18 protein-coding genes are annotated in these 14743 nt (G+C 60.0%); 13 read left to right on the top strand and 5 right to left on the bottom strand.

Annotation, left to right across the window (positions count from 1 at the left end; translation table 11 throughout):
* Nucleotides 1–424 precede the first annotated feature (424 nt).
* The 5 genes from PPGU16_RS43160 (at nt 425) to PPGU16_RS40055 (ending at nt 3042) form a co-directional block, all read left to right on the top strand.
* Nucleotides 425–550 carry a hypothetical protein gene (locus PPGU16_RS43160; protein ID WP_274600005.1) on the top strand — a complete coding sequence of 42 codons (126 nt, stop codon included), beginning with the start codon at nt 425–427 and terminating at the stop codon, nt 548–550.
* 715 nt (nt 551–1265) lie between these two features.
* Entirely contained in the window at nt 1266–1694 is a 429-nt protein-coding gene (locus PPGU16_RS40070; RefSeq protein ID WP_180727620.1) for an Xre family toxin-antitoxin system antitoxin, read from the top strand.
* The gene (locus PPGU16_RS40065) at nt 1691–2164 is read left to right on the top strand and encodes an RES family NAD+ phosphorylase (RefSeq protein WP_180727619.1); all 474 of its coding nucleotides are present in this window, start codon (nt 1691–1693) and stop codon (nt 2162–2164) included. Before PPGU16_RS40070 ends, PPGU16_RS40065 begins: the two co-directional genes overlap by 4 nt.
* Before the next feature lie 294 nt (nt 2165–2458).
* The gene (locus PPGU16_RS40060) at nt 2459–2665 is read left to right on the top strand and encodes a type II toxin-antitoxin system VapB family antitoxin (RefSeq protein WP_180727618.1); all 207 of its coding nucleotides are present in this window, start codon (nt 2459–2461) and stop codon (nt 2663–2665) included.
* Complete coding sequence (locus tag PPGU16_RS40055; RefSeq protein ID WP_180727617.1) at nt 2662–3042, top strand: type II toxin-antitoxin system VapC family toxin; 381 nt, start codon at nt 2662–2664, stop codon at nt 3040–3042. The genes PPGU16_RS40060 and PPGU16_RS40055 overlap by 4 nt, the downstream gene beginning before the upstream one ends.
* 778 nt (nt 3043–3820) lie before the next feature.
* Here PPGU16_RS40055 and PPGU16_RS40050 read toward each other — a convergent pair.
* Nucleotides 3821–4168 carry a hypothetical protein gene (locus PPGU16_RS40050; RefSeq protein WP_243460816.1) on the bottom strand — a complete coding sequence of 116 codons (348 nt, stop codon included), beginning with the start codon at nt 4166–4168 and terminating at the stop codon, nt 3821–3823.
* A 473-nt stretch (nt 4169–4641) separates the two neighbouring features.
* Here PPGU16_RS40050 and PPGU16_RS40045 point away from each other — a divergent pair, with 473 nt between their 5' ends.
* The 3 genes from PPGU16_RS40045 (at nt 4642) to PPGU16_RS40035 (ending at nt 7817) form a co-directional block, all read left to right on the top strand.
* A complete protein-coding gene (locus PPGU16_RS40045; RefSeq protein ID WP_180727615.1) occupies nt 4642–5520 on the top strand; it encodes a manganese catalase family protein in 879 nt (292 codons plus the stop codon).
* Nucleotides 5521–5621: 101 nt separating this feature from the next.
* Nucleotides 5622–6272 (top strand): glycosyltransferase family 2 protein, encoded by a 651-nt coding sequence (locus PPGU16_RS40040; protein WP_180727614.1) that lies wholly within the window; start codon nt 5622–5624, stop codon nt 6270–6272.
* 150 nt (nt 6273–6422) lie between these two features.
* Entirely contained in the window at nt 6423–7817 is a 1395-nt protein-coding gene (locus PPGU16_RS40035) for a sigma-54-dependent transcriptional regulator (RefSeq protein WP_180727613.1), read from the top strand.
* Between the two features lie 97 nt (nt 7818–7914).
* Here PPGU16_RS40035 and PPGU16_RS40030 read toward each other — a convergent pair whose 3' ends face one another.
* The 3 genes from PPGU16_RS40030 to PPGU16_RS40020 are packed head-to-tail and all read right to left on the bottom strand — an operon-like array spanning nt 7915 to nt 9029.
* The gene (locus PPGU16_RS40030; protein WP_243460815.1) at nt 7915–8367 is read right to left on the bottom strand and encodes a response regulator; all 453 of its coding nucleotides are present in this window, start codon (nt 8365–8367) and stop codon (nt 7915–7917) included.
* A 60-nt stretch (nt 8368–8427) separates the two neighbouring features.
* Nucleotides 8428–8712, bottom strand: coding sequence for a hypothetical protein (locus PPGU16_RS40025; RefSeq protein WP_180727612.1), 285 nt, complete (start codon nt 8710–8712; stop codon nt 8428–8430).
* A gap of 53 nt (nt 8713–8765) precedes the next feature.
* Nucleotides 8766–9029: a hypothetical protein gene (locus tag PPGU16_RS40020; RefSeq protein WP_180727242.1), complete on the bottom strand. Its 264-nt coding sequence runs from the start codon at nt 9027–9029 to the stop codon at nt 8766–8768.
* 924 nt (nt 9030–9953) lie between these two features.
* On the opposite strand from PPGU16_RS40020, the gene PPGU16_RS42950 reads away from it, so the two are divergent.
* The 3 genes from PPGU16_RS42950 (at nt 9954) to PPGU16_RS42945 (ending at nt 12712) form a co-directional block, all read left to right on the top strand.
* Nucleotides 9954–10508, top strand: coding sequence for a hypothetical protein (locus PPGU16_RS42950; RefSeq protein WP_243460814.1), 555 nt, complete (start codon nt 9954–9956; stop codon nt 10506–10508).
* A 154-nt stretch (nt 10509–10662) separates the two neighbouring features.
* On the top strand, nt 10663–11523 hold the full coding sequence (locus PPGU16_RS40010) for an EamA family transporter (RefSeq protein WP_180727611.1): 861 nt from the start codon (nt 10663–10665) through the stop codon (nt 11521–11523).
* A 1006-nt stretch (nt 11524–12529) separates the two neighbouring features.
* Nucleotides 12530–12712 (top strand): DUF2442 domain-containing protein, encoded by a 183-nt coding sequence (locus tag PPGU16_RS42945; RefSeq protein WP_243460813.1) that lies wholly within the window; start codon nt 12530–12532, stop codon nt 12710–12712.
* Nucleotides 12713–13070: 358 nt separating this feature from the next.
* On the opposite strand, the gene PPGU16_RS40000 is transcribed toward PPGU16_RS42945, so the two are convergent.
* The gene (locus tag PPGU16_RS40000; RefSeq protein ID WP_180727720.1) at nt 13071–13454 is read right to left on the bottom strand and encodes a hypothetical protein; all 384 of its coding nucleotides are present in this window, start codon (nt 13452–13454) and stop codon (nt 13071–13073) included.
* A 251-nt stretch (nt 13455–13705) separates the two neighbouring features.
* Between PPGU16_RS40000 and PPGU16_RS39995 the strand changes: the two genes are divergently transcribed.
* Nucleotides 13706–14146: an Hsp20/alpha crystallin family protein gene (locus PPGU16_RS39995; protein WP_180727610.1), complete on the top strand. Its 441-nt coding sequence runs from the start codon at nt 13706–13708 to the stop codon at nt 14144–14146.
* A gap of 12 nt (nt 14147–14158) precedes the next feature.
* Nucleotides 14159–14566 carry an Hsp20/alpha crystallin family protein gene (locus PPGU16_RS39990; RefSeq protein WP_180727609.1) on the top strand — a complete coding sequence of 136 codons (408 nt, stop codon included), beginning with the start codon at nt 14159–14161 and terminating at the stop codon, nt 14564–14566.
* Nucleotides 14567–14743: the final 177 nt, after the last annotated feature.

Genomic DNA, 14743 nt, shown 5'->3' with positions numbered 1-14743 from the left:
GCTCGAAAATTTTGCGCAGTTCTGCTTCGCGGCCAATCAGCTTTATTTGCAAACGCGGACGTACTCCCGTCGTTGAAGGAATTGATATTTCAGAACCATCCCGATGCGGTTGCTTGAGAAAGAGCACGTAGCCGCGGCCCGGGATAGTTTTGATTAATTCTCTAAAACTACCAAGGCCTTTACGCGAGGCTGATTGATCGCTTTTTAATTCGTAATCCTATGTTTTGCGAGCCGAAAAGATTTAAGTTTGCGCAGGAGGCCGCTGCAAAAATTCTGGATTCGACCATGCCTTTAGGGTGCGCGGTGACAATTTGCGCAAGGCGGGAAGGGCGGGCTTGCGCTGGATCAGTGTGGCGACACGCTCTTCAAGTTTCTGATGATCGAAACGTCGAAGGGGGAGGATTGCCTGTCTCACGAGGCCGCGATGAAGCGTCTCGAATTGACGATTGGCGACCTGCCCAAGGGGTTGGATGCCGTGGACATGGAGGCTGACTGGTCGCTGGAGGAGCCTGAGCAGGCGGCAACTCTGTTATCGTCGGCTGGTATGTGAATCCGAATTCAGAGCTCAAACCCGCCAGTTCTCTTCGGAGCCTGGCGGGTTTTTCTTTGCCTGCGGGTGCGGGCTATATATAGCGGTGGAGTCACTCAGCCGTTCAGTTGCGACTCGACGTTCAGGACGATCCGCGCGAGCGGGTTGTTGTCTGCGGATTGCGGCGCGAACTTGATCTGGGCGAAGGTGACGATAGCGAGAGCGACGACCATGAGTGCTCCAGACGCGGCGATGCGGGTAAGGTATTTCACGGGAACCTCATTTTGACGATGTAGACAGAAACTGGGCGAAGCTGACAGGCGTGGCGACTCACCTTCAGCGGCATGTCTGTCCGCAACCCGGGAATGCCGGACGCGGTTGTCGGATCGCACTTGCTGATCGGACGGGGCTTGTGCAGTGCGCTATAACATGACCGTCAGATCGCTCCCACCGATCGCACGGGCTTGTGCAGTGCACTATAAATGGTTTATCCGTATGCCCGTTGCGACTTCTGTCGCCAGCGGATGCTTAATTGCTTGAGCGTTTCCTGTATGAAAAATTTTTGTAGGCCTTGACGTGCTGTCATGCTATGTGGGCGATTCTCCAGGCACGGACGATGACGAGGTAGCCGCCTCCAGAGGCTCTCCGCTGGAGCCCGCTAGATTGAAGATGGTTTTGCGGACGGTATCATTTGCGCTATGATTAGGTATCAACTGATACTCTATTCGGGAGTCGCATGTCACTGATTACGCCTGAAGCAGTGGCCGCGGTCATGGAACTGCGGCAGGTTCCGCACACGCTCGCGGAACTCGAGGCACTTGTCCGCGACGGCCTGCCCAAGTCTGCGCTGCGCGCGGGCGTCGAACATGCGACGCAAGGTGCCGACGCCCGGCGTACGTTACTTGCTCGTATCATCCCCGAAGCGACCTATAAGCGGCGTCGCGATCGGCTGACGCCAGACGAATCGGAAAAGACTGAGCGGCTGGCCAGGATCGTCGCGACGACGACCTATGTCTGGAACGACGAAGAGGACGCGCGGGAATTCCTGTCGACGCCGCACCCGGAGCTCGAGGGACGGGCGCCGCTCGATGTTGCGCTGACCGAACTCGGCGCGCGCCGGGTCGAAGAGCTGCTCTGGAAACTGTTTTATGGGTTGCCGGCGTGAAGTTGTTTCGAATCGCTGATACTCGACACACGGTGTGGAGTGGCACCGGCGCGATGCTGGTGGGCGGCCGCTTCAATAGCCCGGGGCGACCGGTCATCTACGCCGCGTCGACCTTCGCCGGTGCGATGCTCGAGGTTCTTGTTCATGCGCGCATCGGCAAGGTACCGAAGACACACGGATGGGTTGAAGCAGCTGTTCCCGACGATATTCGCGTCGAACGCCATTCGGCCGAATCGTTGCCGGGGGGATGGGATGCGCCAGCACTGCGGGCGGCAAGGGAGTTCGGCGACGCCTGGCTGACCGAGTCGCGCAGCGCGCTCCTGATCGTACCTTCCGTCGTCGTCCGTGCGGAGTTCAACGTGCTCGTCAATCCCGCACACCCCGACGCGACGCGGATTGCCGTGACCGAGCCGCAACCCGTGGTGTGGGACGAGCGCCTCTTTGTGATGCCGCCGGTCGGACCCTCCTAGATTATGGTGGTGGTCGGCTAGCCTCGCCTCGACGCTTTGCTCCTCGACGGAGACGCTTAACTGATACCACCGGCGCAGCGGGGGCATCAACAGATTCAGTTGCAATCCTTGATTTTACATAAGGTTATTTATCACCGTTTTGGGGTCTGATCATATTGACTCTATCGGACAGTCTCCGTCTACCGGGAGCGCCTGTGGCCCGAGCCTCCAAGCCGGAAGCATGGCGCTAGACATTTACAGTCAGACTGTGTGATGCTATGATTGATGCGAATTGGCATCAATTGGAGAATCAGTATGCGGACCACGGTTACGATCGATGATAACCTTTACGAGCGTGCGCTCGAGCTTGCTGATCCAGAGATGGATAAAGCCGATCTGTTTCGGGTCGCGATGCAGACATTCGTTCGGGTTCAGGCGGGAAAGCGTCTGGCAGCCCTCGGAGGCACCGTGCCCGATATGCCCGACATCCCGCGGCGCCGCTCTGAGCCTTCTACTCAATGAGCGTCCTCATCGATACATCGGTGTGGGTTGATCATTTCCGTCGGGTCAATTCGAGACTTGTTCAATTGGTCACAAACGACGAGGCCGTTACTCATCCAGTCGTGCTTGTTGAACTCGCCTGTGGCACACCGCCCGCTCCCCGGGCGCGGACACTTCACGACATCGGGCTGCTGCAACATGCGAAGCACCCGACATGGGCCGAGGTCATGGAGTTGATCGATGCCAGACAGCTTTACGGTCGAGGCTGCGGTAGCAGCGACTTGACGCTGCTGGCGTCGACATTAATGACTCCCGGGGCGTTACTCTGGACATTAGACAAGAGACTAAGCCAGCTCGCTGGTGAACTTGAAGTCGCGTATATGCATGACATTCACTAAGCATCATTTCGTGAACTATCTTAGATATGAAATCCAGTGGCAGCCTCTACGATTTAGTTAGATAAACTATTTATATTTTCAGATTCGATCTTTGCCCGGTCCCCCTCAACAATCTTGAAGATTGACTAAATCAATTTACTGTTTTGGGGCCAGATAAATCGACGCCCGCAAACCGTGTTCGGCCCAGTTTAGAAAAGCCTGCACCGTCAATCGCACATCTTCCGTCCGGAAGGATCGTCAACCGCCGTTAGGTCATGATGATGACCGTCCAGGCCTTTCTCGTCGCCACGAGCTGCTCCAGCAATTGCTTCGTGTTCACCATGAAATGGATCTGAATTCGTCGACCACGGGAATCTCCATGTCGAGCGATCTGCGCCACATCTCCAAGTTCCCGGCGATCGGATCGCGCTGCTTCGAAACGTCTTCCATGGTTTTCTTCACCGGTTGGGGTGCGGCACGTCGGGACTGTTTGCTGACTTCCCGCCCCGACGTTCGCGGCGCCCGGTCGCGCGCCGCTGTCCGACGTCATCCCGTTGGCATGCGCCACCGCGGTCGGTCAACGACGAGCAACGGCCGTTCGGACAGACATCGCTTTCGGGCCACCATGCTGGCCCATAACTGGTTGAGCGAGCAAATGCCGGTAGCGGCATCGTGCAACCTCAGGCGCCGTTTCCAATGCGTGACCATCATCACCCGGCCTCGGATAAACGCGTGTGCGTCGGCTTCTCCGCTCGCGTACTGGAAGTACACGCGGCTGCCGGTTAACATTTTCTGACTTCTATTTTCTGTCGCCTTGCAGTGCCGCTTCACATGCACGCCGGATGATCCGGTATTGGACTGCATCGAAATCGATGGGTTGCTGACTGTCGAAGACGGCCCGCATGCCATCGGCGTCGAGCAGGCAGCCATGGCATTCCGCGAGGCGCACAGCGATGGGTAAGGCACGACTCGAAATGGTTACACGCCGCAGGACGTCAAGCACAGTCGTGTCGGCCGGATACCATTGACGCATGGTATGCACTGCCTGCGCCTTCGACATCCAGATGCGCGCCTCGGAAAACACGAGCAGGTGCAAAGCTACAAGCAGGGTGAGCAGCGTCACCTGTCCTTGAACTTCATTGTCCATTTTCCGTCGGGTTGGATTTCGGCTTTCCATCTTGATACCCCCCGGAAAAGAAAGTGTCTGAGTTTCGTCAGAGCACGAAGCAGACCCACGGTGACGTCCGGTCATTGCAAAGGAGACGATCAGAAACCTCAAGCGCCCTGGCTATTCTCCGCATGCCCTGCTCAACGAAGGCGATCATCGACCAGAGTCTGTGCAGCAGAGCTGCTTCGCCCGGGCAAGAGGTGCGCCGCGACCGTGTCGATCACGCATTGAGGCACACCTCATGCTGTATGGGCGGAGCGAGCCTTCACAGTGAAGCGGAACACTCGCACCGCATCCCTGGCCGGGACTTTGGTCCCGAGACCCGAGCGCCCGACTCCGGGTGCCGGTCGGTCAGCTGACCGATCTGCTGCTTGGGCAATCTCCGTTGATTACCTGCTGGCGCTTTTCTTCGCGCCGCGGGGATCTTTTTGTCTTCGAAAAAGGAGTGACTCATGTTTGCGCACAACAAACGCCTGCAATACACCGTCCGCGTCGCTGCCCCCAACCCAGGTCTTGCCAACCTGCTGCTCGAACAGTTTGGCGGTCCACAGGGCGAACTCGCTGCCGCCTGCCGATACTTCACGCAGGCCGTCGCTGAAGACGACCCCGGTCGCAAGGACATGCTGTTCGACATCGCCACCGAGGAACTCAGTCATCTGGAGGTGATCGGCTCGATCGTCGCCATGCTGAACAAGGGTGCCAAGGGGCAAATAGCGGAAGCCGTCGAGAAGGAAGCTGACCTGTACCGCTCGCTTACGGGCGGCGGCAACGATTCGCACACCACCGCCCTGCTCTATGGCGGAGGCCCTGCCCTTACCAACTCGGCGGGCGTCCCCTGGAGTGCGGCCTACATCGATACCATCGGCGAACCGACCGCCGATCTGCGGTCGAACATCGCCGCCGAGGCGCGCGCCAAGATTATCTACGAACGGCTGATCAACGTCACCGACGACGCGGGCATCAAGGACGCGCTCGGTTTCCTGATGACTCGCGAAATCGCACACCAGAAGTCATTTGAAAAAGCACTGCATTCGATCCAGCCCAACTTTCCGCAGGGCAAGCTCCCCGGTGATCCGAAATTTACCAGCGTCTATTTCGATCTTTCCAAGGGCGACGATGTACGCGGCCCGTGGAACGAAGGACCCGAATGGCAGTTTGACGGCGATCCGAAGCCTGCCGTCGATGGCGGTGACGGCACGGCGCAGGTGAATGTACCGAAGTCGGATCTCGCGACACTGAAGGCCATGGCCGCCCGAACCGCTTCAAACACCGAAGTTGATCCCACGACGGGTGCCGATCTGGGCACCGGTCAGGAAATCGCGACGAAGTAAATGGCGGAATCGAAGGGAAGGTCCGGTCGCCGAGTCGTATGTTTTATTGAATCTGGCTGACCGGGCCATGTGAATACATTCTGTTTGCTTAGAGGCACGGTATGCTCGGCATTGTGATCCCCGCACATAACGAAGAACGATTTCTCCCTGCCTGCCTTCGGGCGATCAGACGGGCTGCCCGGCACCCGGGACTCAACGGCGAGGAGGTCGCAGTCATGGTCGTGCTAGACGCATGCACCGATCGATCCGCGCGGATTGCGGCGCGATCCGGCGTTGGAACGCTTTCCGTCGACGCGCGCAATGTTGGTGTGGCGCGCGCACTCGGAGCATCGGCCATGCTCGAGAACGGCGCACGCTGGCTTGCCTTTACCGACGCTGACAGTCGCGTGGCGCCGGACTGGCTGGTCGCGCAACTGGCGTTAAGGGCTGAAGCGGTCTGCGGCGTGATAGTAGTCGATAACTGGCGAGAGCAAGACGCCGCCACGCGCGCGGCGTTTTACCGGTCGTATGTGGACGCCGACGGGCACCGTCACGTGCACGGTGCGAATCTGGGTGTGTCGGCCCGGGCATATCGGCGGGCGGGCGGAATTCCGCCGATCGCGTGTAGCGAGGATGTCGCGCTTGTGGACATGTTGATTGCGACCGGGACAACAATCGCCTGGAGCGCCGCGCCACGAGTCGTTACAAGTGCACGGCGCGCGTCGAAAGCCCGGGGCGGATTCGGCGATACGCTTGCCATGCTTGGCGAATGATGAAACCACTGGTCTTTTTCCTTTAGGGCGCCGTGCGGCACAATGGATCAAGGCGACCTGCGGTGCGCGACTGGTCAGTTCCCATGCCGTCAATGCCTGTAATCTCGCCACGACTACACTCGGATTTACAATTGGATTCGCCTCGCTCCCATGGCACATGCACTGATCGTTGACGACGACGCCGCTACCCGCGAAGCGCTCGCGACAATCGTCGCGGAAGAAGGACTGACTGTATCCGTGGCGGGTAACCTGTACGAAGCCTGCGACCAGATCGTGCGGCAAACGCCCGATATCGTGTTTGTTGATCTCCAGCTTCCGGACGGTTCGGGATTTGAGCTTTTCGGCAATCTCGATCCACGTTCCGGCGTAGTGTTTGTCGTGATCACGGGGCATGCGACGGTCGAATCTGCTGTTGATGCGTTAAAAGCAGGTGCCACTGACTATCTGGTCAAGCCAGTCGACCTTCAGCGCGTGACCGCGATTCTGGGCCGGCTGCCACGCACTGGCGACCTCATGGCCGAAATCGGCGCGCTGCGCGGCGAACTACGTCGCATAGGCAGATTCGGGTCGATGGTTGGCAGTTCGCAGGCGATGCAGGTGGTGTACGACCAGATCAGCCGGGTGGCGCCGACCTCGCTGTCGGTGATGCTCGTGGGCAAGTCCGGCACCGGCAAGGAAGTCGCTGCGCAAACTATCCACCAGATGAGCGCGCGTCACAAACGGGAATTCATAGCACTCAACTGCGGTGCGATGTCGCCGAAGCTGATCGAGTCGGAAATGTTCGGACATGAGCGCGGCGCGTTCACGGGGGCCGACCGGCAGCACATAGGTTATTTCGAACGCGCCAACGGCGGCACGCTCTTTCTCGATGAGATTACCGAGATGCCGATCGAGCTTCAGGTCAAGCTGCTGCGGGTGCTCGAAACAGGCCTCTTCATGCGCGTTGGAACGACGAAGGAAATCGCCACCGACGTGCGCCTGATCGCCGCTACCAACCGCGATCCGGAGCAGGCTGTGGAGGCAGGAAAGCTGCGCCTCGACCTGTATCATCGGCTAAATGTCTTCCCGATTAATCTGCCGCCACTGGCCGACCGCGGCGATGATATCGAACTACTCGCGCAGTCATTCCTTGACGAACTCAATGAGCGGCATGGCACACAAAAGCGTTTTCCGCCTGCCGTGCAAGATCTCCTGCGTTCGTATGAGTGGCCCGGTAACGTGCGCGAACTCAGAAACTACGTGCAACGCGCCCACATCATGTCCACACGGGAGTCAGGCAGCACCGCTGTGGTGCCCGTTCAGATTTCACTGGCGACACCCGCCACCAGTTCGACAGTCAACATCCCGTTCGGCATGTCGCTTGAAGAAGCTGATCGTCAGTTGATACTTGCGACGCTCGAGCAGTGTGGTGGTGTAAAGGTGCGTGCGGCGGACGTATTGGGCATCAGTCTCAAGACCCTATACAACCGGCTTGTGGAATATCGGGTTACCGGGGACGAGAATGGCAGCAGCGACTCGGAACCAGACACCACCGATGTTTCGTGAGCCAGGATGCGAATGCGCTCGCGCCGGCTGTGAACGCAACACCGCGCGCTCGTCATCGCCCCTGCTGTATCGGCCAGCGCGATAACTAGCCGGTATTCTAGGGCCAGCAGTCGGCGATGATGGCAGGCCAGCGCGAGGCGGCCCGCTGCGCACAACGGAGCGCTTCGACCGATACACGCTTTACACCCGTGAGCCGCGGCGCGACATGCGCATCGATCAGGGCCGACAGAGTCCCGAAACCGGCTGGCTTGCGCAGAAAGTATGTCCATGCTCGCGGCGCGGACACGGGCTCAGGCGCCGCCGACAGCATCACGATGGGCAGCGACGCATGCGCGCCCCACGCGCGCACCATGCGGCATAGCTGCGCACCGTCCACGATTGGCATCTCGTAATCCGTGATCATGAAATGGACAGGCTCGCGTCGCAAAAGGTCCAAAGCACGTCCAGCATCTTCAACCGCCACTACCCGGTGCCCGTCGGCTTCCAGCGCGAGTTGGAGTGCCCACAGATTTTCCAGATCGTCGTCGACCCACAGGATATTTGCCATCATCGCGGATCGCTTCAGTGACGCGTGCGCGGCGCCGCCGCGACCGACGGCACCCCAGCCTTCTTATTGAGCCGCCGAGGCGGCGGCATCCTGCGCGCCCTTGCCCTGCGAACCTTTTGTGCCTGACTTCGACGACTTGCGTTTCATGGCGGTTTTGCCTTTATTACTGGAGGCCGCTCCCGTGACGTCGCTCGCGTTTGGCGTGCCCATGCCCGTTCCACCCTGTCCCGCGCTGCCACCACCGGCTCCCCCGCCACCGTTGCCGCCGCCTGCGCCTTGCGCGAAAACGCTACCCGTCAAAGCGAAACAGACAGTCGAGATAACCAGATGCATTTTCAGCGATTTCATGTTGCCTCCTTTTCCTTCTCTTGAGTCGTTCATCTTGCTGCCGCCAGCGTGGATCACTTACCCGGCGGTCGCGTTTCATCAAGTAACTCGATGCGCGTTGTTCCACCCATCGCCGGCGCATCGCTTGCGGGAAACGTGTCTTCGACGGCTTCATCGACAGCGTCTTGTGTACGGTCATCCGGTGCCCGTTGTTCCTGCGGTCGATTACCCATAGCTAATTCTCTAAAAAGATTGAAGTGCTCAGAGTTCCGCAATCGACGTGCCGAACGGCCCCAATCTCCGGCTGGATATTCGCTGACTTTAGCGAGCAGGCGCATGGAATTTCCAAAGTTTCAAAACCAGCGCGCAGCGCGCGTTGTGAGGCATGACCTTGCCCGACGACCGCGGAATCAAACGGGGCGGGAGATGGTGCTCACGCGCGCCGCCGTCGGCTGCGACGACATCCCTGCTCTGCTCTGTTCTGTCATGGCCGCGCATTCATCCGGCCAGAGCGATCATCGGCACGCCCATCGTTTCGTTGTCTTCGCCGGGTCAGTGCGGCTGTCCAGAGCTTTGCGGATTCGCGTCTTGTTATCGACATCGCCGCGCGTCGACCCATCACCGCATTGGCGACCCTGAGCCACATGCGTAATAGCCAGCACTTCTTCAACCATGGGCTTTTCAAGCTTCACTCCGCATCGCTTCTATCGCGGGTAGAGCGGAAGCCGTTCTCGCACTTCCCGAATGCAACGACTCGCCCCGACTTGATGTGTGGCAGCGCAAACGGTCGTGGAAAAAATGGCGATACCGTTGCCTGACCGGACATCGGCAAGCGGCACAGGGATTGCGCAGCAAAGCGCAAATTCCGGCAGGAATGACAAAGGAGGCCGACCGTGAATCGAACCAGAATCGCATCGGAGTACGCGCAACCCCTAGACGACACAGCATCAATCGTACGCACGCTCGAACCTGCCATTTCGTGGAGTGCGATATTTGCCGGTGGCATCGGCGCCGCCGCGTTTGCCCTCATCCTGCTGACACTGGGAACAGGCCTTGGACTCACGTCTCTCTCGCCATGGTCGCCACCTTCGTCAAATGCGAAGGCATTCGGCTTTGCCGCCATCGTATGGGTTTGCGTCACGTCTGCTCTCACGTCGGGACTGGGCGGATATCTCGCGGGCCGCCTGCGAAACCGCTGGACCGCCGCTGACGTCGACGAGATCCACTTCCGCGACACAGCGCACGGTTTCCTGAGTTGGGCGGTGGCGACGCTGGTGACAGCAGCCGTCCTCACGTCGGCGGCCTCTGGCATCGTCAAGGCCGGCGCGCAGGCGGTCGACGCCGCCGTGACAAACGGCGCTACCGTTTCGGTCACGGCTCAACGGGGCAACGCGCAAGCAGCCGGCAATGTCTGGCCGCTCGGTTATTTGATGGATTCGCTATTCCGCCTGCCCAGCGGTTCGTCGTCTGCCGCGGTATCGCCTGCCAGCAACGAGATGCGTGCCGAAGCCACACGGATTTTCCTCAACAGTGCGGCGACTGGCGACCAGCTGTCCACGAACGACACCCTGTATCTCAGCCAGCTTGTCGCGCGTCACACCGGCCTCTCGCAGCAGGCGGCACAGGCTCGCGTGCTGACCACCTACGAGACGCTGGTGCAGAAGAACGCCGCGCTAGACTCGGCCGTTAAAAGTGCAACCGAAAAGGCTCGCAGGGTCGCGATCGGCGCGTCCCTGTGGCTTTTCGTGTCATTGCTGATGGGTGCGTTCTCGGCCAGCCTGATGGCGACATACGGCGGCCGCACGCGCCAGCTCTGACACAACCGACATTCCAGCAATCACAGGAGGTGTGCGATGCGCTCTATTCTTCTTTACATGCTCGGCGTCCCCATTCCCATCATTATCCTGATCGCGCTGTTCTGGCATTGACGTCCGAAAGCCTCGACGCAATAGGCTTGTCGCTGGAGGTAGCATGACGGCGATTCTCGGACTATGCGCGGCGCTAGGCTGGGGCCTTACGGACTTCCTCGCAGGGCCGACCGCACGCCGTGCCGGCATCGGCTCGACCATGCTGTTCACCAGTCTGGCAGGTCTCGCGGCACTGGTGATCTGGATCAGTGCGAGGTCTGAGGCGACCATCGGTCGCGTTCTTCACGCAACGGCAGACCTGTCGTTCTGCTGGACGCTCGTCGCCGGCCTGCTGTCGGCGCTCGCCTCACTGCTGCTCACCTGCGGCCTTGCCGACGGGAAGAGTGCGATCGTGGCGCCGATCGCGATGTCCTATGGCGCCGTCGCCACCACATTGTCGTTGATCGCAGGCGAAGTGTTTCGTCCGGCCGCGCTTGCGGGGCTTGTGATGTGTGTCATCGGCGCACCGCTCACCGCACTGGATCGACATCATGAAGGCCCGCATGGAGGTCCGGTGAGAACCGGCGTTCTGTTTGCAACGGGCGCAGCGTTCTGCTACGGCACGGGATTCTGGATGCAGGGGCGCTTTTCGGTTCCGCAACTCGGGACCGCCGGCGCACTGCTGATCAACTACATGTGCGGCGTGCTTGTAGCGCTCGTCGTGTTCGTGCGCGGGCAAAACAGAGGGCGGGCACTGCTCGGGTCGCCACGCGTCTTCGCGCAGGCGGCCGCAAGTATCACGGCGCTCGCCTGTCTGGCTGCAGGCACGGGCGGCAGCAGTACAGCGGTGGTCACTGTCCTGAGTTCATTATCGGGTGGCGTGACGGCTTTGCTGGCTCGGGTCTTCCGGAAAGAGCAACTCTCCTCGGTGCAGGTACTTGGGGTGGTCGGATCGACGGTCGGCGCCACAGTCCTTTCGATGTAGCTGGCTTCCCCTTCCGGTGCATGCCTCTGGGCTCCCCGGGTGCCGTTGCGCACGATCATCGTGCTGGCGCGTCCTTTCCCGGAGTCGTCCTTTCGAAGTACGGGCACTTAACGGTGTGCCTCCAGATAAATGGCCATGCACATGTCCTTCGGGTCATAGCGCGGATCTTTTGAGCACCGCCCACAACAACAAGACGCTGTCCTGCTCTAACCGGAAGTCATAATTGCAATCGACCGGCCCAGTGCCTGTGGATAACGAAGCGCAAGTCCCCGCGTCCAATCAGGCGCGACGACGACAGGCCGGTTTGGGCGGGACTAAAAATCCCGCTTGGGGCTCGGTAGCGGAACAGCGTCGGCGACTCTGGATCGCGGGCCGATGCGTCAGCAATGGCCAAGGGACGACTGTTCCTCTTGGCAAAAAGCAGGCTTGGCGCGGGGCTTTACAGCGCTATTTGCCGACTTCCGCCCTGTGGCAACCAACCTGTCCCGCATGAGGTCGGGGCCGGAGGTCGCGTCGTGATACATTCCGGGAAATCGGCGAACGTCGAAGGTTATACTGGCTTGCGCCGACGGGTGCTGCGCTGGCTGCGGAAGACGGCGTGGCGGCAGCAGGCGCTTCTCTCGCGCCTCCGTGGTGTTTGCAGGCGGCGCATTGGCGCTCGCGGTCTGGCGCGGCGCTGACGCCTGCTGAATTTGCTCATCCACGTGCTGGCGGACCCCGTCGTGTCGCTGCTTTTTTCGCCGACTTCCTTGAAGGCGCGCAGTTGAACGTGAGCGCCGTCGTTGCCAGTACTACGGGCGAGTAACGTGTGATCGGTTGCATTGCCGGAACTCCCTTTTGCTGAAGGGGCCGATGGCTGGCGGCCGCATTGTCGCCTCGTCCGCTCGAAGCCGATGAGGCGTTGCCGTGACTCACTCGGCGCGAATTCCGCTTCTTTCGACGACTTTCCTTGCTCATCAGGCCGCCGCGACCTATGGTGTGTTAGACCCCGACTCGGGAGGTGACCATGAGTGGCGCTGCGGTGGACGTGCACTTCGACGGCGCACACATGTTTCCCGACCTGTCCGACGGCCAGACCGTTCCATATCCACTGGCCTGGTTTCCGGTCCTTCAGGCTGCGACAGATGCGGAGCGCGAACACTTTGCCGTCGATGGACCGCCAGCAATTGTACTGGCCGGGAATCGATGAGGATGTGAATGTGACCGCGCTGCTTTCATTCCAGCCCGAGAATGCCGGTCACCGGGATGTTTGGCCGGATGACGACATGGAGGCTCGGCCTGCCGGTTGACCCGTCGCGACGAAATCGTCGATACCACTGCGACGGCTGTTACGTCCGCGCCAGCGAATCGCGCCGAGGCTAGAAAATCCTAACGTCGCAAGTCAGGAATCGGAAGCAGCACCGCGGCAGTGGTTGGCGTGGACTACCATCCCTGCCGTGCCGAACACGCATTTAGTGCAAAGACGCCAAACGTCAATAACAAATAGCGCATACCGACAGAAGTCGGTATTCCGTTCTCAATGAACCGGCGCGGAATCATCCGATATTTCACTGTATCGGATGCACCGCGCCCAGTTTCTCCGCCAGCATTCGTTCGTACACACCGAAGTGCAGGTCGACGTCCTCCTGTGTGACGGCGTGGACAAAAATGTTGACCTGCTCCGGCAACAAGCCCATCACCGTGGCAATAGCGCTTTCGAGCTGCGCCGCGCAAATCCGGTCTTCCGCCAGGGTCGTTCCGACTGTGATGTCGTACGCCTTCTCGTGCCGATATACGATTTCGACAATGCGCGCCCGGGCACTCATGTTGTTGTCGACGGCGAGTCGCGTCACTTCCGCGACCTGCAGCATCAGTTCGGTCGGAAAGCCCTTGGTGGAGCGCAGCTTGATGCGGTGCTTGCCAAGCGTTCTCCAGTCAGTATCGAATTCCACAGTCGTCTCCCAAGTGAACATTGGTGCGGGGACTGTATGGGCGGTAGCGTCGATCTTCAAGGTCAAAAAATCTGCTGCACCGCCTCTTGAAATTCACTGCAGACGTTCTATCTTAAGCATCGCTCACCAGTCGTTCGTGAACAACCGTTTGCGGGCGCTGCGTGTTTCAACCTTGATTGTCCGCGGCACGGGACAACCGGACTGAAGCGCGTATGCCGGTTTGTCTCCTCGCCGCAGAGGAGAAAGCGACCATGAGTGATCTTCACTTTGGGACCGACCTCTTCAGTGAACTGGACCGGCTGCAACGCCAGATGTCCAGCCTGTTCGGCGGCTTCCCGTCCAGCCTTCGTTCAAGCCAGTTCGGCACATTTCCTCATATCAACGTCGGCACGACCGACGACACGGTAGAAATCGTCGCGTTTGCGCCCGGCGTCGAGCTCGGGAAACTCGATATCTCCATCGATAAAGGTTTGCTCTCGATTGCCGGCGAGCGGACGACCCGCGACGCACAGTTGCCTGAGGGCACGCGGCAGTACGCGCAGGAGCGCTTCAACGGCTCGTTTCGACGGGTCATCGAACTGCCCCAGCAGGCCGACCCTGACAAGGTGCAGGCGCACTACGTCGACGGCTGCCTGCTGATTTCTGTGGGCAAGCGCGAAGCGTCCAAACCCCGCGCAATTACCGTTCAGTGACGAGGTGACATCATGAGCGACAACACGCAAATCGCCCAACGCGACCAAGACGCGGTGACGCGCGCGGAATCGAGCGACGTACGTCGTCGCGCCTCGCTGACGCCGGCGGTCGATATCTTCGAAGACGCTCACGCGGTCACGCTTCTGGCCGACCTGCCGGGCGTATCGAAAGAGAAGCTGGACATCAATGTCCACGACGGCAGTCTGACCATCGAGGCGGAATCCATGGTGCCCGTGCCGCCGAACCTCGCGCTCTCGCATGCCGAAGTGCGGGCGCCCTACTTCTTGCGCCGCTTCGCCGTCAGTGAAGACTTCGATACCTCACGGATTGAGGCGTCCCTGAAGGATGGCGTCCTGAAGCTGACGATACCGCGTCGCGACGAGGCGAAGCCAAGACGCATCGAGGTGCGTACAGGCTGACGCCAACTACCCGATGCATACGGTTGGACGGCGGGAAGGTATCCGCCGTTCCGCAGTCGACTGCGTCGTCGACGAACTTTCGAAGGCATGCACACGCGGATTAAGGCGACCAACAGCACGGCGATGCAGTCCACGAGGAACGACACGTGCGGCAGAAAGTGGCTAACACCGCCGACT

The sequence above is a fragment of the Paraburkholderia largidicola genome (assembly GCF_013426895.1).
GTDB lineage: Bacteria > Pseudomonadota > Gammaproteobacteria > Burkholderiales > Burkholderiaceae > Paraburkholderia > Paraburkholderia largidicola.
The sequence above is the reverse complement of the archived record's forward strand: the minus strand, read 5'-3'. Positions and strand labels throughout refer to the sequence as shown.

Bases quoted from the DNA above. Each gene is read 5' to 3' on its own strand.
- PPGU16_RS43160 (WP_274600005.1), top strand. From the start codon at position 425: ATGAAGCGTCTCGAATTGACGATTGGCGACCTGCCCAAGGGGTTGGAT.
- PPGU16_RS40070 (WP_180727620.1), top strand. From the start codon at position 1,266: ATGTCACTGATTACGCCTGAAGCAGTGGCCGCGGTCATGGAACTGCGG.
- PPGU16_RS40060 (WP_180727618.1), top strand. From the start codon at position 2,459: ATGCGGACCACGGTTACGATCGATGATAACCTTTACGAGCGTGCGCTC.
- PPGU16_RS40055 (WP_180727617.1), top strand. From the start codon at position 2,662: ATGAGCGTCCTCATCGATACATCGGTGTGGGTTGATCATTTCCGTCGG.
- PPGU16_RS40050 (WP_243460816.1), bottom strand. From the start codon at position 4,168: ATGGACAATGAAGTTCAAGGACAGGTGACGCTGCTCACCCTGCTTGTA.
- PPGU16_RS40045 (WP_180727615.1), top strand. From the start codon at position 4,642: ATGTTTGCGCACAACAAACGCCTGCAATACACCGTCCGCGTCGCTGCC.
- PPGU16_RS40040 (WP_180727614.1), top strand. From the start codon at position 5,622: ATGCTCGGCATTGTGATCCCCGCACATAACGAAGAACGATTTCTCCCT.
- PPGU16_RS40035 (WP_180727613.1), top strand. From the start codon at position 6,423: ATGGCACATGCACTGATCGTTGACGACGACGCCGCTACCCGCGAAGCG.
- PPGU16_RS40030 (WP_243460815.1), bottom strand. From the start codon at position 8,367: ATGATGGCAAATATCCTGTGGGTCGACGACGATCTGGAAAATCTGTGG.
- PPGU16_RS40025 (WP_180727612.1), bottom strand. From the start codon at position 8,712: ATGAAATCGCTGAAAATGCATCTGGTTATCTCGACTGTCTGTTTCGCT.
- PPGU16_RS40020 (WP_180727242.1), bottom strand. From the start codon at position 9,029: ATGCGCCTGCTCGCTAAAGTCAGCGAATATCCAGCCGGAGATTGGGGC.
- PPGU16_RS40010 (WP_180727611.1), top strand. From the start codon at position 10,663: ATGACGGCGATTCTCGGACTATGCGCGGCGCTAGGCTGGGGCCTTACG.
- PPGU16_RS42945 (WP_243460813.1), top strand. From the start codon at position 12,530: ATGAGTGGCGCTGCGGTGGACGTGCACTTCGACGGCGCACACATGTTT.
- PPGU16_RS39995 (WP_180727610.1), top strand. From the start codon at position 13,706: ATGAGTGATCTTCACTTTGGGACCGACCTCTTCAGTGAACTGGACCGG.
- PPGU16_RS39990 (WP_180727609.1), top strand. From the start codon at position 14,159: ATGAGCGACAACACGCAAATCGCCCAACGCGACCAAGACGCGGTGACG.